Source organism: Mucilaginibacter sp. UYNi724 (genome assembly GCF_054057495.1).
The window spans coordinates 254867-280663 of record NZ_JBSRZI010000005.1 but is presented as its reverse complement, the minus strand read 5'-3'; the positions used below and the strand labels follow the sequence as shown (position 1 = coordinate 280663).

The window sequence follows — 25797 nt, the reverse complement described above, 5'->3', positions numbered from 1 at the left end:
GGGAGTATGGAAATAGCAGGCATTTCCGGTTGGGTAGTCCGCAACTTTTATGGGAAATCCAATGTGATGGGTAATAGCTTCAGAGATCAGAATATTAAGCAGACAGAGCAACAGGTAGCATCCTCAGCAGGCTGGTTTTTGATCACAAGCAAAGACCAATCTGTAATTTCCCTGATCGAAACCGGGATGCGGATGCAGCGGCTTTTCTTGAAAGTCAGAAGTCAAAATATCGCCATACACCCGATGACCCAAATATTGGAAGAGCCATCCATTCATCAAGGCCTTAACGTTTCTATAGGCATTACTGATCCGGTGCAGTTCATATTAAGGACAGGCTATGTAAAGGATTATCCCGCCCCGGTTTCATTAAGGCGGCAGGTAAATGGCTGATACATTCCTGATTATTATTTTACCGTTTATGAGCTGTCAAAAAAAATGAAAACGACAAAAGGACAAAATTGCCTGATAATTTATCCGAACAACTTTTTATACCTTTAATAAATAACATACCTGTATGAAAGCAAGAAAACTTGGGAAAAATGGGCCAGAAATATCTTCTATTGCCATTGGCACATGAATGGATACTCCGGCTCCGGAAGAGCGAGAAAAAAGCAAAAAAACAAACAATTGAAACATTAAAGCATGCGATTGATTCTGGTATAAGTTTTTTAAATACTGCTGATTTTTATGGGATGGGCTTTAACGAGCTAACGATTTACGAGGCCATTAAAGGAAGACGAAAAACAAGCACGTTTTAATACAATACCGCTGAGGATGTAAAAACGTTAAATCACAACGGAATCATTTTAAATAATGTTTTAAAGCACCTTATCAAGGCACCAGTAACAGCGGGCAACCACAGTAATTCATAACAGAAGGGATATTACTGTCAAAATACAAAGTTGCAATAGTTTTATCAACGTGATTCCCCATCACCACCAACCAAATCAAATTTTCGGAAACCAATTCTGAAATGGTTTCCATAACCGGCCCTGTTCCTCTTTTGCAACTGATAGTAAGAGCCGCCTGCTGCCCGGCGGTTAATTTTGATTTTAAATATTGGGACAAGTGGTCTAATCTTTCCCCACTTGTATGGTCCATTGCTGCAATCTCCTTATCCGGTGACCTTCTTTCGCCGGTAATTACAGAAGCCTCGATAGAAACTATTGAATTGTATATCAAGATATCAGCATTATTACTTAGAGCAAGTTCCAGCGCCATATCTGCTGCCCTTTCTGCTCGTTTTGTAAAATCTGTAAGCAGCAATATTATTTTCCTGGTTTCCATAATTAATCTGATATAATCTGTGCCTTGTTATACTCATAATTCATTCTTGCAATGTGCAATACCGATATCTCTTGCGGGCATTCTACCTCGCAGGCCTCCGTGTTGGTACAGTGGCCAAACCCTTCGGCATCCATTTGATCCACCATAGCAATTACCCGTTCAGTGCGTTCTATTTGCCCCTGAGGCAGTAAAGCCAACTGCGTAATTTTTGCAGATGTGAAAAGATCGGCACTTGAATTTTTACAGGTAGCTACACAAGCCCCACAACCGATACAGGCCGCAGCATCAAACGCAGCTTCTGCAACAGCATGTGAAATCAATATACCGTTAGCTTCGGGCGTTTCTCCTGTCGAGGCAGAAATAAACCCGCCTGCCTGGATGATCTTATCAAATGCTTTGCGGTCAACTTTCAAGTCGCGAACTATGGGGAATGCAGCCGCACGGAACGGTTCGATATATATCGTATCGCCATCTTTAAAACTCCGCATATGCAACTGACAAGTAGTTGTATGGGTAAGTGGGCCATGGGCCCTTCCGTTAATCATCATCCCGCATTGCCCGCAAATACCTTCGCGGCAATCGTGGTCAAATTCTACTACGCGTTCGCTTTTTTGAATCAGCGATTCATTGAGCAAATCCATCATCTCCAGGAACGACATATCGGTCGACACGTCATCCAATTCGTAGTCTTTCATTTGGCCGGGTGATGCAGGGTTATCCTGTCGCCAGATCTTCAAGTATATTTTCATGATTGGCTTTATTTATAGCTTCTAACGGTTAATGATACATTTTCGAATACCAGCGGTTCTTTGTGTAATTCGTGTGCCGCATCTGCGCCTTTCCACTCCCATGCAGATACATAGCAATAGTCTTGGTCGTTACGTAATGCTTCACCATCCGGCGTTTGATACTCTTCTCTAAAATGCGCGCCGCATGATTCTTCGCGGCTTAAAGCATCTTCGCACATCAATATGCCCAGATCAAGATAATCGGCCACGCGGCCTGCTTTTTCCAGTTCACTGTTAACGGTATGATCACCTGTTATTTTAAGCTCTTTATAAAATTGATCTCGTAATGCTTTGATGGCTATTATTGCCTTTTCTAAGCTATTTCTTGTTCGGGATAAGCCACAACCATCATATAGCAGCTTGCCCAGTGTTTTGTGGAAATGGTCGGCAGACAAGTGCCCGTTGATATTTAGGAATTGCTGTAATTGTTTTTTCACTGCTTGCTCTGCCTCGGCAAATGCCGGGTGATCTGTAGTGATCTTTTCGGCCTTTAACTCTCCGGCCAAATAATTGGGGATGCTGTAAGGCGCAATGAAGTAACCATCAACCGAAGCTTGTAGCAAAGAGTTTGCACCAAGCCTGTTAGCGCCATGGTCGGCAAAGTTTGCTTCCCCAAGAGCAAATAGACCGGGGATAGTGGTCATCAATTCATAGTCGACCCATAGCCCGCCCATGGTAAAATGTGCCGCGGGCGAGATCAGCATTGGCTCCTCGTAAGCATTTACCGCATTGATCTTATCATACATTTTAAACAGGTTGCTATATTTCTCTTTTATCTTTTCCTTGCCCTGTTCTTTGATGGCTTTTGAAAAATCAAGAAATACCGCGTTTTTCATAACGCCAACGCCGCAACCTGCATCAATACGCTCTTTGGCAGCACGTGATGAAATATCCCTTGGTGCCAGGTTGCCGAAAGTTGGGTACCGGCGCTCCAAATAATAATCCCTTTCCTCTTCGGGGATATCGTTTGGTTTACGTTCGTCATGTGCTTTCTTCGGTACCCAGATGCGCCCGTCGTTGCGCAGCGATTCGGACATCAATGTTAATTTGGACTGATGCTCTCCCGATTGCGGCAAGCAAGTAGGGTGAAACTGGATCCAGCTAACACCTGACATGTAAGCCCCTTTTTTGTGTGCCCGCCAAATGGCAGATGTATTGCAGCCCATGGCCAACGTAGATAGGTAATAGACCTTACCATAGCCACCGCTTGCCAGCACTACTGCATTAGCGGCGTGGCGTTCTATCTCACCTGTTACCAGGTCGCGGGTAATGATGCCTTTGGCTTTACCGTCAATCACAACCAAATCCAGCATTTCGTGGCGGGTGTAGGTTTTCACTTTATTTGCCCCAACCTGGCGCATCAGGGCCTGGTAAGCCCCTAACAAAAGTTGTTGCCCGGTTTGCCCGCGCGCATAAAAGGTACGGGAAACCTGCACCCCACCAAATGAGCGGTTGTTTAAATAACCGCCGTATTCCCTTGCAAATGGTACGCCTTGTGCTACTGCCTGGTCTATAAGGTTGGCCGAGCACTCGGCCAGCCTGTAAACATTCGCTTCGCGGGAACGGAAATCGCCGCCTTTGATCGTATCCGAAAACATGCGAAAGATACTGTCGCCATCATTTTTATAATTTTTGGCTGCATTAACCCCGCCCTGTGCTGCAACGCTATGTGCCCTGCGCGGCGAGTCCTGAAAACAGAATGATTTTACATTGTAACCCAGTTCGCCGAGGGATGCCGCGCAAGATGCGCCTGCCAAGCCGGTGCCCACTACTATAACATCCAGCTTTTTCCGGTTAGCAGGGTTTACCAGCTTTACGTGCTCTTTATAATTGTCCCATTTATCGGCGAGCGCGCCCCCGGGTATTTTTGATTCTAACATGATGATCAATTATTTAAATAAACAACAATGGGTATCAGCATAAATCCACCGGTTATAAAAGCTGTGTATGCCCATCCGGTATATCGCACTATCTTTACATATTTGGGGTGGTATAATCCCAACGTACGGGCCGCGCTGAAAAAGCCATGCAACAGGTGAAAGCCTACAGCAATAAACGAGACCTCATAGATAAGCACATACCACCATTGATGAAAGGTTAGTACAACAACCGAATACATATCCTTATACCCCTGCTTATCTAAGCCCATGGTGGTAAAGTCAGAAACGTACCAAAAATCCTTTAGGTGAATAACCAAAAACACGAGGATAACCGTGCCCAGCAGACCCATATTCCGGCTGTTCCATGGGCTAACATTGGCCCGCTTGTCATAAACATATTTGGGGCCGTTGGCCTTTTTTGTTTTACCGGCCAGTATGAGCGCATAAACCGCATGCGCAATAATAGATATCAGCAGTACCCAAGAAATTATCTTGATACCCATATTACCTGCCAGCAAATGCGAGTACCAGTTAAATTGTTCTTTAGCCTCGGCTGCGGGTAACAACAACTGCAGATTACCCAGCAAATGGATCACCAGGAAAAAGCAAAGGAAGAGCCCCGTGCCGGCCATTACGAGTTTGTATTGAATGGTTGATTGTTTCATAAGTGATTGTATCGGCAATAGATGTTTATAAAGAATTTAGCATCGGTTACCATAAGCCGATAGCCTTCCACCATAACCCGCCTACAAGGAACCAAACCAGCAGGAACAGCACGCTCATGAAAAAGCCTTGTTTCCACCAGTCCTTCATGTCCACGTAGGTACTGCCGAAGAAGATCGGCGCAGGCCCGTGACCATAATGGGTTAATGATCCCATCAATGTAGGACAGGCGCCTAAGAAAATAGCCAGCATTGGGCCGGGTACACCAACTGCTATACCTACCGCTAAAAACACGGAGTACATGGCGGCCACCTGAGCGGTTGCACTGGCAAACATATAATGGCAATAAGAGTAAACCAATATGATAAGCGGGAATGCCAGCTGCCAGCTAAATTGTTTCATGCTGCCACCAACCAAATGGCCAAACCAACCAATCAACCCTAAAGAGTTTAGGTAAGAGCCCATCATTACCAATGCCGAAAACCAAACGATAGTATCCCATGCGCCTTTTTCAGATTTTACATCTTCCCAGGTAAGCACGCCGCAAAGCAGCAATATACAAAGGCCAATGAGCGCGCCCGTAGTGGCATCTATAGCCATCAGGTTACCAAAGATCCATAGAACCAACAGGATGATGAAGGTGGCTACCATTAGCCATTCCTGCACGGTGATCTTACCCATCTCCTTTAGCTTGGCAGCAGCTATCGCAGGCGCCTCCTTAGTTTGCTTCAATTCGGGCGGATAGAATTTATAAAGAAACAGGGGCACTAACAGGAAACAAACTAACCCGGGTATGGCCGCTGCCATTGCCCAGCTCCCCCAGGTAATGTTTACACCCAAATCATGGGCAAATTTTTGGGCCATAGGGTTACTTGCTGTGGCTGTCAAAAACATCACCGAAGTAATCATATTGGCGTTGTAGCTGCTTAGCGTTAGGAACGCGCCTATCTTACGGTGCGTTTCGGGCTTATCGGGTTCGCTGCCCATATTTACCGCGATAGATTGCATGATAGGGAAGATAACCCCGCCCGCCCTCGCCGTGTTGCTTGGAATAGCAGGTGCCAATATCAGGTCGGCAGTGTTTAAGCCGTAAGCTAAACCCAATGTACTTTTACCGAATAGCTTAATAAAATTATAGGCAAGCCGGTTGCCCAGCCCGGTTTTGATAAAGCCGCGTGCTATAAAAAAAGCCAGCCCGATAAGCCAGATAGTGGAGTTACCAAAGCCGCTCAGCGCGTTTTTGATAGCATCTATTGGTTTGCCTGGCGCTAATACCTGGGTTGCCGCGCACAGCGTGATGCCTAACATGGCCATAGTGCCCATAGGTGCGGCCTTCAAAATAATGCCTACAATGGTTGCCACAAAAATAGCAAGCAAATGCCAGGCGTTAGACTTAACGCCCTCGGGGGCCGGAATAAACCAGATAACCAGGCCGACCACCAGGGTGATCGCAAATGATTTAAGATTGATCTCTTTCATGATGATAAATTAAAAGCGTACCTGTAGTTGGAGATAAGCCAGGTTATGGTTATAAGCAGTAGTAAGGGGTATGTTTTTTTGGTACAGATCTATAGATACACCTGCCTGTAGCGCGGCATAAAAATCATCGGCAAAGATTAGCGAGACGTTTGGAATAATTGTTTGCCTGGAATTGTGATTGAGCCTATAATTTTCGTTGAAGTATTCGTAACGCGACGAGAACTCGATACCCCTAACCCTTCGCATATTGGTATTGTAACGCACAATGGGGAAGATATAAAAACCCTGCATCCGCACATCTTTCAAGATCGGCTTTACAGTAAGGGTATTGTATAAAGCGAAGTTTGTACCGGTTTTGTATTCGCCGCCCAGGGAAAACTCCCATCGGTCGTTTAGTGCCATGCTACCTTTTACATCAATACCGAGGGCATTACCCGTACCGGCACCAAGGCTTCCTTGTGCAACATTTACGCCAAGTGTTAAACCTTTAAAAACATCGGCTTCTAAACGGCCGTAAATGTTCTTGGTATTATCGTTATCGTTTGCCTGGTTGCGGTTGTTACCATTATAAGCGCCTGCATAATAACGCAGTTGGCCGCTTTTATTAATGTTACCGAATATGGCTACACCAGTCTGGAAACTTTGCCAGCCACTTGCTCCGAAAGCGTAGTATTGGTTAGAATAATCCAGCGTGCGAATGATATCGTTCGGCACTACGTCTTCAATGCCAAAGAAAGGTCTAAATTGCCCTGCCTGCACATTTAGGTACTTGCTAAGCGTGTATTTCACATAAGCATTCTCCAATACTTTGTTGGCCGGGTCGCTATTAAACTCCGCAAAGTTCACCAGCAGGTTAGCGGAGAAATGGTCATTAACGGTACCCTTTACCACAAAGCGAACGCGCTTTAGCATAAAAGTATTGGTGATTTTACCAGTAGTGGCTGCGGGATCGAAGTTCTTCCCGTTTATATCTACGTTTTTGGTAAGTGAGCCAAGAAACCTGGTTTGTAAAAGCCCGGCAAAAGTGATAGAGCGTTTGTAAGTTGAGAAGTTTTTAATGGTATCGGTATTAACCTGCGGCATTACTGCGGATTGCTGCGCTGAAGCCTGCAAACAGGCAAGGAGCATCAGGATAGGAAGGATAAAATTTTTCACATAGGGGAGATAAAAGAGCGTGTTATTGATTGATGTAAAGGTGCTGACCGGAGGTGCATTAAATCATGACCCGGAACATTCGTAAAAATGATCCGGGTCACTAATAGAGAATATTAGAGTGTACCCACCATATCCACTGGGTTTACCCATTGGTCGAATTGTTCGCTGGTGAGCAGTTTCAACTCAATGGCCGATTCGCGAAGCGATAGGTTCTCGCGCATTGCTTTTTGGGCGATCTTGGCGGAATTTTCGTACCCGACGTGTGGGTTTAAAGCAGTTACCAGCATCAGCGATTCTTCGAGGTGATTTTTAATCCCCTCATAATTTGGTTCTATTCCCATAGCACAATGCTCATTAAATGATTCACAAGCTTCACCGATCAAACGGGCCGACTGCAAAAAATTGGCAGCCATTACCGGCTTAAACACGTTTAACTGGAACTGCCCGTTTGAGCCTGCGATAGTAATAGCCACATCGTTGCCCATTACCTGGGCGGCTACCATAGTAACCGCCTCGTTTTGTGTCGGGTTTATTTTGCCGGGCATAATGGATGATCCCGGCTCGTTCTCTGGCAAGTGTAATTCGCCTATGCTGCAGCGCGGGCCCGATGCCAGCATCCGGATGTTATTGGCGATCATCATCAACGATACTGCGATCTGTTTTAGCGCACCATGGCTTTCTACAATAGCATCGTGGGCAGATAGTGCTTCAAATTTATTATCAGCCGTACGGAAGGGCAGATCAGTAAATTGGGCAATATAACCGGCTACTGTTACATCGTAGTCTTTAGGCGTATTCATCCCCGTGCCAACTGCCGAGCCGCCAAGGGCCAGTTCGGATAAGTGGTCGAGTGTATTACGTAAGGCTTTTAACCCATGGTTCAGTTGAGATACATACCCGGAGATTTCCTGACCGAGTGTAAGCGGTACGGCATCCATTAAATGAGTGCGGCCAATTTTTACTACGCCTTTAAAAGCTTCAGATTTTGCATTTAATGTATCGCGCAATTTTTCGATACCCGGGATGGTTATATCGATCAGCATCTTGTAAGCCGCGATATGCATAGCGGTTGGGAAAGTATCATTAGATGATTGCGATTTGTTTACGTCATCATTCGGGTGGATGATTGTCTGCCTGTCGCCAAGTGCGCCGCCATGGATCACGTGCGCTCGGTTAGCTATTACCTCATTCAAATTCATGTTAGACTGCGTACCAGACCCTGTTTGCCATATTACCAGCGGAAATTCGTCTGCCATTTCGCCCTTCAGGATCTCGTCGCAAACCATGGCTATCAGATCGCGCTTTTCCTCAGATAGTACGCCCAGTTCTGCATTGGCATAAGCCGCTGCTTTTTTCAGGTAGGCAAAAGCATCGATAATTTCGGCAGGCATAGATGCCTTGGGGCCTATCTTGAAATTATTGCGGGAGCGTTCGGTTTGTGCGCCCCAGTATTTTTCGGAAGGTACCTGAACATCTCCCATCGAATCATGTTCGGTACGGAAACCTGTTTCGGAATTATTTAGCGTTAAAGTTGACATAGGACATACTATTTAATTGTATGCCGTAAAAGTCGGTGCGGATAGGCGCTTTATTGATGATAGCCAACAGGCTATTAAATGACTGTGATCATTAAATTAACTTTGGGCTTCCGTTTAAGATCCCGCGGAGGTTTTCAATACTAAATGGTTTAATAATTAAGTCTTCTACAATAGGATAACTAAATGCCTGGTCGTAATCGCGTTTAAAAATCGAAGAGGTTGCAACAAAGATCTTTGACTTTAGAATTTTATCGAGATCGTAATGTGCGTACTCCTCTAAAAAAGCCCAGCCGTTCATAACAGGCATGGATACATCAACGAAAATAAAATCAGGATACTTAACATCCTGCTTTACAAGGTCAAGTAAATGCGAAATAGCAAGTTCGCCATTAAGGCATACAGTTATGTCAACATAACCTATTACTTTTCTGATAAGTTTTTCTAAAATAAAGTTGCTAATAGGATCGTCATCTATAATCAGCACATTTACAGGCATATCGTATTCCATGTATCTATAACACCCCATGGCATAATTGTTTTCTTTATTTAATTATTGATTAAATAAAACACCGTCTTGGAGAGGTCAAAAAGTGATCACAATCACTTTTTTGGGGCAGGTAATTCGCGGCATTGTGTTAACTATAACCGACCTTCGCAAACGAGATATAACGGTTAGGTTATACCTGATCGTTAATATGGAAAAAGCCGCTCTTTTAATTGCCATTATAGACAATGCCATTGATGGCATCATTACCATCGACGACCGGGGCAAAATAGAGACCATTAACCCCTCGGCCTGTAAACTCTTTGATTACGCGCCGGCAGAAGTTATTGGGAAGAATGTCTCTATGCTGATGCCCCCGCCGGATAAGGCGCAGCACGACGAATATCTGGACCGCTACCAGCGCACAGGCAAAGCACATATTATTGGTGTTGGCCGCGAAGTAAAAGGCCTTAAAAAAAACGGTACTGTTTTCCCGTTTAGATTGGCTTTAAGCGAAGTCCAATATTCCGGCAGGAAAATCTATACCGGTTTTATACATGACGTGACGCGCGAAAAACAGGCCGAAGCGCAACTAAAGGATTATGCCGCACACCTTGAAGAACAAGTAGAGGAACGCACACGGTCATTAAACGAAACGGTAGCCGCATTAGAGCTTGCCAAAGAAGAGGTAAGCCAATCACTTGACAAGGAAAAAGAACTTAATCTTCTAAAAAGCCGCTTTGTATCTATCGCCTCTCATGAATTTCGGACACCGCTAACATCTATACAATTATCTGCCGGCTTGATCGAGCGATACGCCGAAACCCTGAATACACCGAATATTGGCAAACACGTGGGAAAAATTAAGCAAGGGGTTAGCAACCTTACAGCTATACTAAACGATTTTCTTTCTCTGGAAAAACTGGAAGCAGGAAAAGAACAACCCAACATTGCATCCTTCGACCTGGTTAAATTAGCCGAAGATATCACCGAAGAAATGCAGGCCATAGCCAAGCAACACCAAAATATCATTTACCAGCATACCGGCACAAGCAGTATGGTAAAGTTAGATCAAAACCTGCTTAAAAGTTGTATAGTAAACCTGGTGAGCAACGCTATTAAATACTCTGGCGAAAATACTTTTATTGCCTTTACAACAGAGATAAATAAGAACCAATGCACTATTACTATTAAAGATAATGGCATTGGTATTCCCGAAAAAGACCAAAAATACCTTTTTGAAGCCTTCTTTAGGGCTCATAATACCGGCACCATACCGGGTACCGGGTTAGGGTTGAATATCGTTGCCCGCTATATCGACCTGATGGGCGGCAGCGTAACCTTCGAAAGCAACGTTAACCAGGGTACTATTTTCATCCTAACATTTGCAACATCATGAAAAAAGTTTTAGTAATTGAAGACAATGACGACATCCGCGAAAATATACTGGAAATATTAGAACTGGCAGGTTATACTGTATATAATGCCAATAATGGAAAAACGGGTGTAGAAATCGCCCTCAAACATCAGCCTGATATCATTTTGTGCGATATTATGATGCCCGAGATGGATGGCTATGGAGTATTATACATCCTTAACAAACGTTTAGAGACCAGCACTATCCCCTTTATATTCCTGACAGCCAAGGCAGAACATCTTGACCTGCGTAAGGGCATGGAACTGGGTGCAGATGATTACCTTACTAAGCCTTTTGATGATTTGGAACTTTTGCAAGCTATTGAAAGCCGACTAAAGAAAAAGGAACTCCAACAAAAATTTTATAGTGCGTCCTTAGATCAACTTGGTTCTTTGGTAAATAACGTAGATGGGCTGGCTGAGTTAAAAAACATCATACAAGAACGTAAAAGCCGGGCATTCAAAAAAAACCAGGTTATTTATTACGATGGAGACAAAGGCACCGGCATACATCTGATCATAAGCGGGCGTATCAAAACTATTAAACTGGCAGAGGATGGCCGGGAACTAATTACAGGGATGTATAGCGCTGAAGACTATCTTGGTATAAACGCTTTACTGGCTAACGAACCTTACACCGATACAGCTACTGCTACAGAAGATAGCACCCTGTGTTTGATACCCAAGGACATGTTGGAACAACTATTAAGCAAGCACCCGGAAGTAGGCCGAAAATTCATTAAAATACTCGCAAAAGATATCAGGGAAAAAGAAGACCAGCTTTTGCGATTGGCCTACAATTCCGTTCGTAAAAAACTTGCTGATGTTTTATTCCGTTTACACCGTACCCTGTCAAAAGAAACCAGCGGTTTTAAAATATCCCGAGAGGATCTTGCGGCTATGGCAGGCATGGCAACCGAAACCGTCAGCCGTACCCTGTCTGATTTTAAAGATGAGCGCCTGATTGAAAAAACCGCCAGCCTGATAACCATACTGGACGAAGCCCGCCTTGCCAAAATGAAAAACTGACCAGCATCACTTTTACCGCTGACCAGCCTCATGGCACGCCTCGTGCCCTTGGAGTAATTTTGCTGAAATATTATAAATTATGAAAGCGGTAGCATACAGCATAAGGCCTTTTGAAAAAGAATATCTGGCGATAGCCAATCAAAAAAAACATGATATAACACTTATATCAAACCCATTAAATTCGGACACAACCAATTATGCCGAGGGCAAGGACGCCATTATTGTTTTTACAAACGATGAGGTAAACGCAACGGTAATTAAAAAACTGGCCGGGCTGGGTATAAAATATATCATAACAAGATCTACCGGCACCGATCACATTGATAAAGAGGCTGCAAATAAGTATAACATTAAGGTATCAAATGTGCCGTCTTATTCACCACAGGCCATTGCCGAACATTCAGTAGCTTTGGCCTTTGCCCTTAATCGAAGATTGATAAAAGCAGATAAAAACAGCCACCATTTTGATTTCAGGAACGAAGAACTTATCGGGTTTAATTTCGCAGGGAAAACAGTAGGGATCATTGGTTTGGGGAACACAGGGCTTGCCGCTGCCAAAATCTACAATGGCTTGGGTTGTAAAATTGTTGGCTACGACCCTTATTTTCAAGCAGAAGCCTACGATGTGCAAACTGTATCTTTAGAATCTTTACTGTCTGTATCCGATATCATATCCCTTCATTTACCACTAACAGCAGCTAACAAACATTTTATTTGTGAAGAAACCCTTAACCGGATGAAAGACGGGGTGATGCTCATTAATACTTCGAGAGGCGGGCTCATTAATACGCTTGATGTATTAACCGCACTTAAAACAGGGAAGATAGGCTACCTTGGTTTGGATGTTTATGAGCATGAAAAGGGCTTGTTTTTTGAAGATCACACTAACGACCAGTTTAAGGATACTTTATTGCAAATGCTTATGGCTTACGACAATGTATTGATAACGCCCCACCAGGCATATTTAACTAAAGAAGCCTTGCAGGAAATTGCTGATCAAACAATAAAGAACCTGGATAATTTGGAGATGAAGCAGTGCCTGGGTGCCGCCTGCGTTTGCAAAAAAGGGTGCCGGGATATTATTCCAAAAGTATAAGGCGAAAAGTTTATACCAAAAAAGCTGTTAGTATAATTTACCAACAGCTTTTTGCATTTGTACAAACTGCTTATTAAAATATAAAAATTGAGATCATTAGCAAATGAATGATCACGCTGGCCAGGAAAAATAATAGTGTTACCCTGATGCCTGCCCCGCCCATGCCTGAAATTATATTTGCAAAGTATAAACCAAGCGTTACCGCCAGCACGGCGAGTGGCGCGTTGAAATAATAGATAAGCGCGGCAGGTACCGGCAAAAACAAAACGCCTTGCGCTATTAGTGACACAATGAACCAAAGCGTTTTACTTTCGGTTTGCGTGTCTGCAAATGAATTCCACTTACTCCAAAGGCTTTCTTTAGGCGCTATTACCTGATCGTTATCCCAAATTGACTGTGCTGCGATTATGTTTTGCATGATGGTTACGTTTATTCAAATATCCGGGTAATTAGGCGCTAAGAAAATGACCATTTACCGCGGCTTAAATGATTGTAGACACTAATTATACCTGAAAAACCAATAGCGATATCGCAATATGGGCAGCCATTTTTTGGGTATGGCTTAAATTTAAAACGTCGTCAATAAAACTGTAGGGGCCATGGTTCATGGCTAATATATCTATCTGTCCGTGTTCGCAAAGCCAGTCTAAACCCTTCTCGGTATTGCTGTCAGTAATTGCACGGTAATAAATATGTGGGTAATCAGCCTTGTTAGATAATTCGGTTAATAGCTGATCGATCATCAGCTTTATAGAGGACGACTGCGGCACATGAAAAATGTGGGTCAATAAAACATCGGCACCAAGCGCTTTCGCAAATACAATTACTTCGTAAATTGATTTAGTTTCTTTTCCTATGTGATTGAAATCAAATGCAAAGGCGATCTTTTTTATTTGTTTAATGGGGCTTCCAGGAGGAATCATCAGCAGTGGCTTAGTAGCTGTATCGATCAGGCTGCTGCAATGATTGCCCATAAAAAAGGTGCTAAGTCCGTCGCTACCATGTTTACCGATAACAATCAAACCGATTTCCCTATCAGCAACATTACTAATCACATCTGTAACCTTTCCCCCCTCAGCGATATAATTTACAGCCGGCCTAAACGTTTCTGAATAATCGTTTTGCTCCAGGTGTGCTTTTAACTTTTGCAGGTCATCCGTACAGTTATTGATAGCCTGATCGCCGTCATCCGATTGCCAAAAGATCATTCCCGGCTGCGGAAGTTCGGCAGGAATAGTGATGGCATTTACCAGTAATATATTAGCGTTTGCTTGTTTGGCCAAATTATATCCCCATGCCGCGGCATGTGCAGCGTTTGCTGAAAAGTCGGTTGAGATGAGTATGGTTTGCATGATTATCTTTTTATACAGCAAAGCTGGTGAAAGCTTTGATGGTGAAAAATGATCATGGTCAGGATAATTTGTGATTGTGGTTAATCAACAATTACAAAATCTCGATAACTTACGCTTTCCGGTCAATCGCTAAATTTAAGAAAAGGCTATTTGTTCAAACCGCAATTAAGCAAATCAGTCAAGAAAAGGTTCGAGAATTGTCCGGTATGGCCCCCCTGTACATAGAGAGTAATACAACGCGCCCCATTAATATAACGTGTACTTAACCTGTTCAAAATATATGTAGATTAGTTTCGCCATAAAAACTAACATGAATCGTTCCTTAAAAATTTATAAGCTTACTATAATTATTTTGTGTTTATCAACCATAGCCAATGCACAACAAAGGGATAAAAAAGCGTTGTTTATTATTGCCGATGGTATCCCTGCGGATGTTGTTGAAAAACTATCAACCCCAAACCTCAATGCGATCGCTAAACAGGGCACATACATGCGTGCGCATGTTGGTGGCGATAAGGATGCCTACAACCAAACGCCAACAATATCCGCTGTAGGCTACAACAGTTTGCTTACCGGTACGTGGTTTAATAAACACAATGTGCCCGACAATGATATTAAAGACCCTAACTATAACTACCCAACCATCTTCAGGTTACTTAAAAACCAATACCCTAATAAAAAGATAGCCGTGTTTTCCAGCTGGCTTGATAATCGTACAAAGTTGGTTGGCGATGGTTTAAACCAAACCAATAAGATCCATGTGGATTACCATGCCGATGGTTTTGAATTAGATACCGCCAACTTTAAGCACGATAAAGAGAGCGCGTACATGCACCGCATCGATGAAAAAGTAATTGAAGAAGCATCAACAAGTATCAGGTTAAACGCGCCCGACCTATCATGGGTGTACCTGGAATATACCGATGACATGGGGCACCGTTATGGAGATAGCCCGCAGTATTACACGGCTATTGAAATGATGGATAAACAGGTGGGCAAAATTTGGGCGGCTATACAATACCGCGAAAAGAATTTTAAGGAAGACTGGCAGATCTTTATCACAACCGACCATGGCCGTGACGAGAAAACGGGCCAGAACCATGGCGGGCAATCAACCCGGCAACGCAGCACCTGGATGGTTACCAATGCGAAAGGCCTAAACGCCTATGCGAAATATTACTACCCTGGCATTGTTGATATTACGCCAACCATTGCCCGGTTCATGAACATTACAATCCCCGCAAAATATAAACAGGAGCTTGATGGCACATCGCTTACCGGCCCGGTATCAATAGCCGAACTTAAAGCTAATTTGGTACAAGGCAATATCGATGTAAGCTGGAAAGCTTTAGGAAAAGGCGAAAGGGTGAAGATCTGGATAACGGCAACCAATAATTTTAGAGAGGGTAAAACGGATGATTATAAGCTATTGGGCGAGTACAATGCCGATACAGAGCATGCGCTTGTATCGGTAAAAGATATGCCGTCTGCTTTTTACAAAGTTGTTGTAGAAGGCAAATACAACACAACAAACGGGTGGATAACGCCCCCGGTTAAGAAATAATATAACTACCCAAACCATATTAAAAAAGGCCACAGATTTAATCTGTTTGACACCCGCGGGCTTAAAATGAAAAAACTATTTTTTTGCTAAATCGATTTATAAAACTAAATTGCACTCACAACCAGTTATTCTTTTTTAATGAAACACATTTACGCGATACTGTTAGCCATTGCCTGCGTACTACCGGCAAAAAACAATTATGCCCAAACACCAAATAGCACCATAAATCGCCCCTGGAACTCCAGTTGGATAGCCGCTGCATTTGATGGCGGTAAAGATTACGGCGTTTTTTATTTCCGTAAAAGCATCAACCTGGTTGCTAAACCATCAAAGTTCCTGATCCATGTATCGGCAGATAACCGTTACAAGCTATACGTTAACGGCATACTGGTATCATTAGGCCCGGCGCGTGGTGACACTTACTTCTGGAATTATGAAACTGTTGATCTGGCACCTTACCTCACTACAGGTAAAAACGTGGTATCGGCACTTGTTTTCAATGAGGCCGATTATCGCCCCGAGGCACAAATTTCTGTACGTACGGCTTTTATTGTACAGGGAAATTCTGTCGCCGAAGAAATATTGAATACCGATAATACCTGGAAAGCAGCGCGTGATGTTGCCCACCAACCTATCCCCGGTTACTTTTTTGCCGCCACCAAAGGCGAGATGGTGGATATGAATCAAGCTATCAAAGGCGATTGGAGAGCCGTAGATTTCGACGATAGCAAATGGTTAATGGCGGGTAAAATAATGGATGGTAAGCTTAAAGGCATGGCATGGGGTATCGACTGGGCATTAGTGCCGTCGTCACTCCCGCAAATGGAAATGACCTATCAGCGCATCTCAAAATTGCGAAAAGCTACCGGTATGGATGTTCCGCAAGGGTTCCCGGAGAAAAATGTACCGGTAATCATCCCCGCGAATACTACTGTTACATTACTATTGGATCAAACCTTCGAAACAAACGCGTACGTCACCCTAAACTTTAGCGGTGGTAAAGATGCCGGCATCTCTTTAGGTTACGCCGAATCGCTTTACGAAAAAAACCGTACCGACAGCCGCAAAGGCAACCGAAACGACGTTGAAGGAAAAGACTTTATTGGGCGGATAGATAGCCTTATTTCAAACGGGGACAAAGGCCAGTCTTTTACAACGTTAAACTTTCGCACGTTCCGCTACATCAGGCTGATAGTACATACCAAAGATGAGCCACTGGTTATTAATGACCTTTACGGCACATTTACCGGCTATCCGTTTAAACGTACTGCCGTATTTAACACCGATAATACCGAGATAAAACAGATCCTGGATATTGGGTGGCGCACCGCCAGGTTAAACGCGTGGGAAACTTATACCGATTGCCCTTATTACGAGCAACTGCAATACATTGGCGATACCCGTATCCAGGCAATGGTTTCTTATTTTAACACCAATGACGACCGCCTTCAACGCAACGCTATTACCCTGATAGACCATTCGCGTTTGGCAGAAGGCATCACCAAAAGCTGTTATCCTACAAAAGGTACACAGATCATTTCGCCTTTCTCGTTGTGGTACATTGGCATGCTGCACGATTATTTTATGTATCGTAACGATATGGCTTTTGTTAAAGATAAGCTGGTTGGGGAAAGAACCGTCTTGGATTTCTTCAGCAAATATCAACAAGCCGACGGTTCGCTAAAAGACACCCCTTACTGGGCTTTTGTAGACTGGGCCGGCAATTTATGGGGCGAAGTTAAAGGCCCCGATGGCAGCGCCGCTATATACGATTTGCAATTACTTTACGCTTACCAATGGGCTGCAGAAATGGAAGGCAAAACCGGCATGCAGGATTTTGCAAAACTTTACAGCCAAAAAGCAGCCCAGTTAAAAGCAACTATCCACCGTAAATACTGGGACCCGGTGGCCAAACTTTATGCTGACACCAAAGAGAAAAAAGGATATTCGCAGCACGTAAATGCATTAGCGATACTAACAGGCCTTGTAAGCACTGCCGATATGCCGGCTGTAGCTAACGGGCTGGCCAACAACAAAAAGCTAACGCAATGCTCGGTTTATTTTAAATATTATTTGAACCAGGCATTGGTAAAAGCAGGCATTGGAAACGATTACATGAGCCTGCTGGGCATCTGGCGCGAAAATATAGCCATGGGCCTTACTACCTGGGCCGAATACTCTGACATTGCCACCTCGCGCTCCGATTGTCACGCATGGGGCAGCAGCCCTAATGTTGAATTTTTCAGAACGGTTTTAGGTGTGGATAGTTACGCGCCCGGTTTTACGAAAATTAAGGTTGAGCCACATTTAGGCACCCTTACCAATGTAAGCGGGGAAGTACCGCATCCGGTTGGTAACGTTGCGGTTAAGTGTATACTACAGGGCGGCAAATGGAAGATCAACATCAACCTGCCATCAAAAACACCCGGCATATTTGTTTGGAAAGCCAAAACTTACCCGCTTAAACCGGGAGCAAATTCATTTGTAATTTAATACCACCTGCTTGTTATTACCCATGCGATCTACCTTGAAATTATTACTAAGCGCAGCTTTTTTACTATTTGCGCAAACTACAACACAGGCACAATCTGTAAATTTAAAGTGGAAGCTGTTTCCGCAGGATAATAATTCATCCACCTTAAAACAGATCTCGGCACCGGGTTTTAATACTGACAAATGGATAGACGCGATTGTACCCGGAACGGTATTTTATTCTTACGTTAAGGCGGGCAAAGAGCAGAACCCCGATTACGGGGAGAATATTTACAAGGTCGATAAAAAGAAATACAATAAGCCATTTTGGTACAGATCGGAGTTTTCGTCGTCGGCATTTAAACCGGGCAAAACAGTATGGCTTAATTTTAACGGCATTCACAAACGTGGCGAGGTTTATATAAACGGCCGGCATATTGGCACTATCAAAGGGATAGTAGAACGGGGTATTTATAATATCACCCAATACATGAATAAAAAAACAGCCAACGTAATTTTAGTTTTGGTTGTACCCCCACGTAACGATCCTCAACATAACCACCCGCTTGCCAACTGGGAAAGCCCAACATACATCAGCAGTGGCAGTTGGGACTGGATGCCCGAAGTACCGGGTTTAAACAGCGGCCTTACCGATACCGTAAGCCTTACTACTACCGGCCCCGTAGCTATAATAGACCCGTGGATCCGCACGCAGATGGAAGATTTGGATGCTGCCGATATCTCATTAAAAGCCGACCTAAAAAACACTACAACGAAACCTGTAAGCGGGACCCTCAGGTTTACAATAAGCCCGGGAAACATCATGGTTAACGGGCCTCAAATAACCTTAAAAGCCAACGATACCCAAACGATTAATTACGGCAAAGCGCTGTTTCCGCAATTACACATTAAAAACCCTAAACTTTGGTGGCCAAACGGGTACGGCGGCAAGGCAGATGGCACACAAAACATCTACACCTGTAAAGTTAGCTTTGAAGTTGCCGCTAGCGGTTTATCAGATAAAGTTATCAAGACATTCGGCATAAGGAAGATCACATCTGATACCACATCGGTTAACGGCCCGCTAAGGGTTTACGTGAATGACGTACCGATACTTTTAAAGGGTGGCAACTGGGGCATGAGCGATTATATGCTGAAAGCACGCGGCAAAGATTACGATACCCGCATCCGCTTCCACCAGGATATGAACTTTAACATCATCCGCAATTGGACGGGTGAAGTTACCGACGATGCATTTTACAACTATTGTGATAAATACGGTATAATGGTTTGGGATGATTTTTGGCTGAACAACTTTGGGCAGATAGATAGCCTTGGCATTTTTAAGAGCAATGCTATTGAAAAGGTTAAAAAATTCAGGCACCACCCATCTATCGTGATCTGGTGTGGTGCAAACGAAGGTGTGCCGGGCGGTAACCCCAATGGGCCGTTAAATAACACTATTAAAGAAGCCATTAAAGATAACGACGCGGACGACAGGTTGTATCTTGCCCGCTCAAATGCCGGCGAAACCAACCCTAACTTTTCTATCCATGGCGGCAGCAGGGTGCTTTCGGGAAGTGGGCTGTGGAGCAATGCCGACCCAAAAACGTACTTTACCGACCCTCATAACGGCTATCTTTTCTCAAAAGACTCGTACGGGATGCGCAGTGAACTGGGTACTGCCACGTTTGTAAATATCGAAAGCTTTAAAAAATTCATGCCTAAAGATTACTGGGTTGCCCCCACCCCGGAAGCGGTTAACAGCAAAACCAATATGTGGGCAAGGCACTACTTTAGTACAGATGGTGCACTGGGCGGCGGCTCTGACCCGGTTAAGTATATCAACAGTATAACCAACAGCTACGGCAAAGCTACTTCGTTAGAAGATTTTTGTAAAAAAGCCCAGATGCAAAATGTAGAAACTATGAAAGCGATGTACGAATCATGGAACGACCATATGTGGAAGGATGCTACGGGCATGCTCATCTGGATGAGCCAATCGGCATACCCATCTATGATCTGGCAAACATACGATTACTATTATGACCTTACCGGCGCCTATTTTGGCGCCAAAACAGCATGCGAACCAATACATATCCAATGGAATGCAGCTACAAATTCTGTAAAGGTGATCAACAATAAAGCCTATGATATTGACGGGATTAATGCCGAAGCATTTGTTTACAATATGGACGGTAAAAGCGTACCGGGATACTATCAATCAAAAACGTTAAGCGTAAAAGCAACATCCGCTACCGAGGCATTTGTAGCTTTCGAAGGAAACGAGAAGCAGTCTTCATTATCTGATGTCCATTTCCTGAAACTTAAGCTTACGGATAAGGCCGGGCGGGTAATGTCCGAAAATTTCTATTGGATGGGCAACAAGTACCTTGACTATACAGCTTTAAATAAAATGCCTGCAGTTGGTAATAGTCTGATGCAAAGCAAGCCTCAAATAGCAGTCGCTAAAAATAAGGTGAGTAAACTGCTTACGTATAAAATTGTAAATAATTCAAAAATCACAGCTGCTTTTGGCATCAGGGCACAACTGGTAGATAATAGCGGCAAGCAGTTATTACCGGCGCTATATAACGACGGATATTTCTCGCTAATGCAGGGCGAAATAAAGATTCTTAAAGTAGAAATTGACCCAAAATTGCTAACAAAGGAATATAAATTACAGTTAAAGGCTTACAATAATTAAGCAGGCAATTACTGCATTACAGCTTTCTTAACCGCTTGTGAAGACCCCCTGATGTGGAAGTCGGTTTTCAGGATAATGGATTGGGAACTGATGTGTTGCGACGAGGTGTTAAGCTTATTTAACAACACGGTGATCACGCTATCGGCAATGGCCTCAATTGGTTGGGCTATAGCACTAACCGGCGGCGAAAACAGTTTAAACACGTCGTAATCATCAAAAGAGATCAGCGCCAGGTCGTCCGGCACTTTTAAGCCCATGCTGTTTATCACTTTTAAACCGCAGGTACCTACGTGGTTGGTGCCAAAAAATACGGCATCCAGGTTTTTATGCTTTTTAAGGAAGGCTTGCAAAGGCGCCATAATAAGTTCCTCGTTTTGGCTAAATACAATTTCCTGTACATATGGCTTCAGATCATTTTCTGCAAGCGCGTCTTTGTAACCCTGCAAGCGCGCCTGCATTTGGGTTTGATTTGATGCAAAAGTGATATAAGCGATATTCTTGTACCCTTGCTGCACCAAATGCCTGGTAGCATTATAAGTGCTAAAAAGGTTATCTATCTCCACAAAATCGGTGCTTACTTTTGGCAGGTGCCTGTCAAACAACACCACCGGCATACCCTCATTTATCAGCGAACTGATGTCTTCTTCAATACCTTCGGGCGGGGCGATGATGTAGCCATCAACGTGCCTGTCCCGGAACATGCTGATCAGGTCGCGGGTTTTATTGGTGTCGTTATCGGTACTGCAATAGATAATTTTGTAGCCATTTTTATAGGCCCGATCTTCAATAAGCCTCGCGATAGCCGCAAAAAACGGGTTGGATATATCCTCCACCATCAGCCCAATAATATTTGATTTACCTGTACGCAGGCTTTTTGCCAGCGAGTTTGGCTTGTACCCCACTTCTGCAACAAATTTCTGTACACGTTCTACCAGTTCTTTTCCTATTCTTTTTTCCTGGGCGCGGCCGTTCAGTATAAACGATATCGTAGTTTTTGATACGTTAAGGTGGTTGGCTATATCAACTATTGAGAGTTTCTTCACTTAATTTTATGGTAAAATCAAATATAAAAATAGTTAACATAAATAGCTATTAAATCGATTTAATGATATTGTAGCAAATATTGCCGGCAAATGTATTTTATGGGTCAGGCATCGCCTAAATGGCACTTTTATTAAGTCGTTTGTAGGTAAATCCGAATAGAAATATTACCACGTAACAAATAATTGGTAAATAATACGCCTCCGCAACATTATGATTAGCTACCTGGCCCATCAATAACGGGAACAAACCTCCTCCCACGACACCCATCACAATAAAAGATGACGCCTGTTGCGTTTTCTTGCCCATGTTTTTTAAGCCAAGGCTAAATATAGTTGGGAACATGATACTGAAAAAGAAATTGACGAACAGCAACGCGATGAATGATGGCCAACCATACCCCTGGGCTACAATAAGGCACATTACAATATTGGCTAATGCAAAAGCGGCCAGCAATTTGCTTGGCGCAATGTATCGCATCAGGAGAGTGCCGGCAAAGCGGCCTATCATCATCATCACCATACTTAACGAGAAAAAGTAACTTGCCTTGCCATCGCTAAAGTGCATTACATCGTGCCCGTAATTGATAAAGAAAGCCCACGTACCACCTTGCGCAGCTACGTTAAATAATTGCGCTACAACCGCAAAAACAAAATGCTTATGCTGAAACAGTTTTTTATCTGCATGGGGCACTTCGGTAGGCGCGTATGAATCGGCAGAAGTGCTATGAGGATCTACCAATTGGGGCACTTTTACAAACGAGAAGGCAAATGCAATTACAGCAATTACCGTCCCTATTACAATGTAAAGATGCTTTACCGAGACGAGGTCCTGCTCCCGCCCAAAAATAAAATAGCTCCCGACGATGGGCCCGATAATTCCCCCAGCACCATTGAAAGCCTGCGCAAAATTAATGCGCTGGTCGCTGGTGCGCTGGTCACCAAGCGATGCCACGAAGGGGTGGGCCACGGCTTCCAACGTAGCCATGCCACAAGCCAGTATAAATAATGCTATCCGGAAAAACGTGAACGATTCGGCATTAGCAGCCGGGATAAACAGGAACGCCCCAGCAGAGTATAGTAGTAAACCTAATAGCACACCATTCTTATATCCAAACCTTTTCATGAACAACCCCGCCGGGATTCCCATTACAAAATACGCCCCAAATATTGAAAACTGTACATAAGCCGACCGCGCCTTGCTTACATGCAAAACGTTTTGAAAGTGGCGGTTTAGCACATCACCAAGCGTCATGGATATGCCCCACATTAAAAAAAGCAGGGTAACAAAAGCAATAACTACATGAAATCTCTTCTCGGTGAATGAGGGTTTGATGTCCATTACGAGGGTTTAATTAATTGGTTCACAATTATACCACAATATGCCCTTGCTAACAATACCCTACTGTTTCATTATTTTGTTGTTGATACCGAGAATGGCTTATCTGCCTGCGAAACGCCCCGTTTATAATTTGGTTTGCTGCCCATTTTAAAGTGTAATGTGCCACCATTTGTAATAGCGTAATGGCTTAACCAATTATGCGTATAAGGCTTACCATTTAAAGTTGCCGACTGGATATACACGTTCTGCTTGCTGTTATTATCTGCCTGGATGATGAATTTTTTACCGTTCTCCAGCGTAATAGTCACCTTTTTAAATACCGGGCTGCCGATAGCATATTGCGGCACACCGGGCGTTACGCTGTATATCCCCAAAGCGCTTAACACATACCATGATGACATTTGACCCTGGTCCTCATCGCCGGGGTAGCCGTTCTGGGTAGAGTTGTAGATCTTCTCCATAATGTTGTGGGCATGGTATTGGGTTTTCCATGGTTCGCCGGCATAATCGTAAAGGTATATCATGTGCTGTATAGGCTGATTGCCATGCGCGTATTGCCCCATTTTTATCAGTGCCATTTCCGTCATCTCGTGGATAACGGATCCATAACCGCCCGGCACAATGGTAGATGGCTGTGAAAACACCGAATCTATTTTGGCGGTGAAATTCCTGTTGCCACCCATTAGTTTTATCAACCCCTGCACATCATGAAAAACGGACCATTGCCAATGCCATGCGTTACCCTCGGTATAAGGGCCACCCCAAGATAGCGGATCAAAAGGCTCTACCCATTTGCCGTTCGCATCCTTAGCGCGCATAAAGCGGGTGCTTGGGTCATACAAGCTTTTGTAGTTGTACATGTTCTTGCCAAACTGCGCCATGTATGGTTTGTTGCCCACAGCCTTTGCCAGATTGTACCCGCAAAAATCATCATAAGCATATTCTAAAGATTGCGCGGTTGCACCCTGTGTTTTTTCAGAATAAGGTACATAACCATTTGCGTTGTATTCTTTGGCGTTACCGCGGCCGTTTGCACCACCCCAGGGGCCTTTATTGTTTGCCTCGTGGGCGTAAGCGTTAAGTGCTTTTTGCGGGTCAAAGGTACGGATACCCTTCATCCATGCATCTGCCAGTAAAGAGATAGCATGATTACCCAACATGCCACCCGTTTCGGCCGGGAACGACCATGCCGGGAACCAGCCGCATTGCTCTTGCGCGGAAAGCAGCGCCTGCATATAACGGCCCTCCATTTGCGGGTGCAGGATAGTGTTTAGCGGGAATTGCGCACGGAATGTATCCCAAAAACCGTTATCGGTGTACATATAGCCATCGTGGATCTTGCCATCGTAAGGGCTAAAGTAATATGGTTTGCCTGCCTTATTGATCTCATAAAAACGGTGCGAGAACAGGTTAGCACGATACAGGCACGAGTAAAATGTAGCTCTTTGTTCTTCGGTACCGCCCTCTACCAATACACGGTTAAACAAGGTGTTCCATATTTTGGTGGATGCTGCTTTGGTATCATCAAAATTTTTGAATTTGCCCAACTCGGTAGCCAGGTTTAACGATGCCTGCTCGGGCGTGATATATGACGATGCAACCTTTGCCTGCACAACTGTGCCGGGTGCAAATTCTATGTAAGCGCCTTTGCCCTCTCCTTCATCGGCTTTATTATCTGGGTTAATGGTGCCTTTTTTATTTTCCCATGTGCCGTAGGCTTTAAATGGCTTATCAAATACGATCTCGAAGTAATTTTTGAAGTTTTGAGGCGCCCAGCGGCAATTGTTTACCCAACCTGTAATTTTACGTTCCTCTACATTAATGGTTACCCGGCTCATTTTGGTGTAACCATCCAATACCAAATAAGCAGGTGCAGATGCCGGGAATGTGAACCTTAAATGCGCGCCACGTTCAGTGGTGGTCATCTCGGTTACAATATTGTTATCCAACTTTACGCGATAGTAGTTTGGCTGTGCTATTTCGTTCTTGTGCGAAAAGCTTGTGGCGCGCTCTTCATCCGTTACAACCAACTTACCTGTAACCGGCATTAACGAAAACACGGCGTAATCATTAACCCATGAACTGCATTGATGCGACTGCTGAAACCCCCGGATCTTATTTTCGAAATATTGATATTTCCACCCTTCGCCGTTTTTACCAGTTTGGGGTGTCCAGGTGTTCATGGCAAATGGCACACTGGTAGCAGGGTAAGTATTACCGAATGATAGTTCGTATTTGCTGTTGGTGCCTTGTAAAGTATTGGCATAATGCACAAGGTCGGCTTGCTGGGCTTGTGCAGCGCCTGCAATAAGTAACGCGAAAAAAACTAAGGACTTTTTCATTATATATCTCGAAGGTAAATAATTTGCTGCAACGGCATCATTTGAAAAAGGAGGTGCTTCCACCTCCTTTTAATTGAATAAACCAAATATAAAACCAGAACCAATCTCCTGTTTCAAGAGTACTATAAGTACATCTGCTGTGTTTTTTTCATAATGCCTTAAA

21 protein-coding genes are annotated in these 25797 nt (G+C 43.9%); 8 read left to right on the top strand and 13 right to left on the bottom strand.

The window, feature by feature from the left end:
• The first annotated feature begins 6 nt into the window (after window positions 1-6).
• Together ACVW0P_RS10160 and ACVW0P_RS10155 are read left to right on the top strand one after the other, a co-directional pair.
• Window positions 7-390: a hypothetical protein gene (locus ACVW0P_RS10160; protein ID WP_457131988.1), complete on the top strand. Its 384-nt coding sequence runs from the start codon at window positions 7-9 to the stop codon at window positions 388-390.
• A 149-nt stretch (window positions 391-539) separates the two neighbouring features.
• Window positions 540-758, top strand: coding sequence for an aldo/keto reductase (locus ACVW0P_RS10155; protein WP_457131987.1), 219 nt, complete (start codon window positions 540-542; stop codon window positions 756-758).
• A 73-nt stretch (window positions 759-831) separates the two neighbouring features.
• On the opposite strand, the gene ACVW0P_RS10150 is transcribed toward ACVW0P_RS10155, so the two are convergent.
• The 8 genes from ACVW0P_RS10150 to ACVW0P_RS10115 form a co-directional block, all read right to left on the bottom strand.
• On the bottom strand, window positions 832-1287 hold the full coding sequence (locus ACVW0P_RS10150; RefSeq protein ID WP_354426550.1) for a universal stress protein: 456 nt from the start codon (window positions 1285-1287) through the stop codon (window positions 832-834).
• 2 nt (window positions 1288-1289) lie between these two features.
• Window positions 1290-2036, bottom strand: coding sequence for a succinate dehydrogenase/fumarate reductase iron-sulfur subunit (locus ACVW0P_RS10145; RefSeq protein WP_457131986.1), 747 nt, complete (start codon window positions 2034-2036; stop codon window positions 1290-1292).
• Window positions 2037-2044: 8 nt separating this feature from the next.
• Window positions 2045-3955 (bottom strand): fumarate reductase/succinate dehydrogenase flavoprotein subunit, encoded by a 1911-nt coding sequence (locus ACVW0P_RS10140; RefSeq protein ID WP_457131985.1) that lies wholly within the window; start codon window positions 3953-3955, stop codon window positions 2045-2047.
• 5 nt (window positions 3956-3960) lie between these two features.
• On the bottom strand, window positions 3961-4620 hold the full coding sequence (locus ACVW0P_RS10135) for a succinate dehydrogenase cytochrome b subunit (protein ID WP_457131984.1): 660 nt from the start codon (window positions 4618-4620) through the stop codon (window positions 3961-3963).
• A 46-nt stretch (window positions 4621-4666) separates the two neighbouring features.
• Window positions 4667-6097, bottom strand: a complete 1431-nt coding sequence (locus ACVW0P_RS10130) for an anion permease (protein ID WP_457131983.1) — start codon at window positions 6095-6097, stop codon at window positions 4667-4669.
• A gap of 9 nt (window positions 6098-6106) precedes the next feature.
• The gene (locus tag ACVW0P_RS10125; protein ID WP_457131982.1) at window positions 6107-7252 is read right to left on the bottom strand and encodes a porin; all 1146 of its coding nucleotides are present in this window, start codon (window positions 7250-7252) and stop codon (window positions 6107-6109) included.
• Between the two features lie 113 nt (window positions 7253-7365).
• On the bottom strand, window positions 7366-8790 hold the full coding sequence (fumC, locus tag ACVW0P_RS10120; protein ID WP_457131981.1) for a class II fumarate hydratase: 1425 nt from the start codon (window positions 8788-8790) through the stop codon (window positions 7366-7368).
• A gap of 91 nt (window positions 8791-8881) precedes the next feature.
• The gene (locus tag ACVW0P_RS10115) at window positions 8882-9298 is read right to left on the bottom strand and encodes a response regulator (protein WP_354426557.1); all 417 of its coding nucleotides are present in this window, start codon (window positions 9296-9298) and stop codon (window positions 8882-8884) included.
• Between the two features lie 187 nt (window positions 9299-9485).
• On the opposite strand from ACVW0P_RS10115, the gene ACVW0P_RS10110 reads away from it, so the two are divergent.
• The 3 genes from ACVW0P_RS10110 to ACVW0P_RS10100 all read left to right on the top strand — a co-directional run bounded on the left by ACVW0P_RS10110 (window position 9486) and on the right by ACVW0P_RS10100 (window position 12815).
• Complete coding sequence (locus tag ACVW0P_RS10110) at window positions 9486-10673, top strand: PAS domain-containing sensor histidine kinase (protein WP_457131998.1); 1188 nt, start codon at window positions 9486-9488, stop codon at window positions 10671-10673.
• Entirely contained in the window at window positions 10670-11719 is a 1050-nt protein-coding gene (locus tag ACVW0P_RS10105; protein WP_457131980.1) for a response regulator, read from the top strand. The genes ACVW0P_RS10110 and ACVW0P_RS10105 overlap by 4 nt, the downstream gene beginning before the upstream one ends.
• Window positions 11720-11798: 79 nt before the next feature.
• Complete coding sequence (locus ACVW0P_RS10100) at window positions 11799-12815, top strand: 2-hydroxyacid dehydrogenase (RefSeq protein ID WP_457131979.1); 1017 nt, start codon at window positions 11799-11801, stop codon at window positions 12813-12815.
• Window positions 12816-12888: 73 nt separating this feature from the next.
• Here the strand turns inward: ACVW0P_RS10100 and ACVW0P_RS10095 are convergent, their stop codons facing one another.
• Both ACVW0P_RS10095 and ACVW0P_RS10090 read right to left on the bottom strand, forming a co-directional pair.
• Complete coding sequence (locus tag ACVW0P_RS10095) at window positions 12889-13233, bottom strand: hypothetical protein (protein WP_457131978.1); 345 nt, start codon at window positions 13231-13233, stop codon at window positions 12889-12891.
• An 85-nt stretch (window positions 13234-13318) separates the two neighbouring features.
• On the bottom strand, window positions 13319-14167 hold the full coding sequence (locus ACVW0P_RS10090; RefSeq protein WP_457131977.1) for a universal stress protein: 849 nt from the start codon (window positions 14165-14167) through the stop codon (window positions 13319-13321).
• A gap of 310 nt (window positions 14168-14477) precedes the next feature.
• Here ACVW0P_RS10090 and ACVW0P_RS10085 point away from each other — a divergent pair, with 310 nt between their 5' ends.
• The 3 genes from ACVW0P_RS10085 (at window position 14478) to ACVW0P_RS10075 (ending at window position 20910) form a co-directional block, all read left to right on the top strand.
• Window positions 14478-15731 carry an alkaline phosphatase family protein gene (locus ACVW0P_RS10085; RefSeq protein WP_457131976.1) on the top strand — a complete coding sequence of 418 codons (1254 nt, stop codon included), beginning with the start codon at window positions 14478-14480 and terminating at the stop codon, window positions 15729-15731.
• Window positions 15732-15869: 138 nt separating this feature from the next.
• Entirely contained in the window at window positions 15870-18224 is a 2355-nt protein-coding gene (locus ACVW0P_RS10080; protein WP_457131975.1) for an alpha-L-rhamnosidase-related protein, read from the top strand.
• 34 nt (window positions 18225-18258) lie between these two features.
• Complete coding sequence (locus ACVW0P_RS10075; protein WP_457131974.1) at window positions 18259-20910, top strand: glycoside hydrolase family 2 protein; 2652 nt, start codon at window positions 18259-18261, stop codon at window positions 20908-20910.
• 8 nt (window positions 20911-20918) lie between these two features.
• Here the strand turns inward: ACVW0P_RS10075 and ACVW0P_RS10070 are convergent, their stop codons facing one another.
• From ACVW0P_RS10070 to ACVW0P_RS10060, 3 genes are all read right to left on the bottom strand, one after another.
• Window positions 20919-21953 carry a LacI family DNA-binding transcriptional regulator gene (locus ACVW0P_RS10070; RefSeq protein WP_457131973.1) on the bottom strand — a complete coding sequence of 345 codons (1035 nt, stop codon included), beginning with the start codon at window positions 21951-21953 and terminating at the stop codon, window positions 20919-20921.
• A gap of 115 nt (window positions 21954-22068) precedes the next feature.
• Window positions 22069-23292: a sugar MFS transporter gene (locus tag ACVW0P_RS10065; RefSeq protein ID WP_457131972.1), complete on the bottom strand. Its 1224-nt coding sequence runs from the start codon at window positions 23290-23292 to the stop codon at window positions 22069-22071.
• A gap of 71 nt (window positions 23293-23363) precedes the next feature.
• On the bottom strand, window positions 23364-25634 hold the full coding sequence (locus ACVW0P_RS10060) for a GH92 family glycosyl hydrolase (RefSeq protein ID WP_457131971.1): 2271 nt from the start codon (window positions 25632-25634) through the stop codon (window positions 23364-23366).
• Window positions 25635-25797 lie beyond the last annotated feature (163 nt).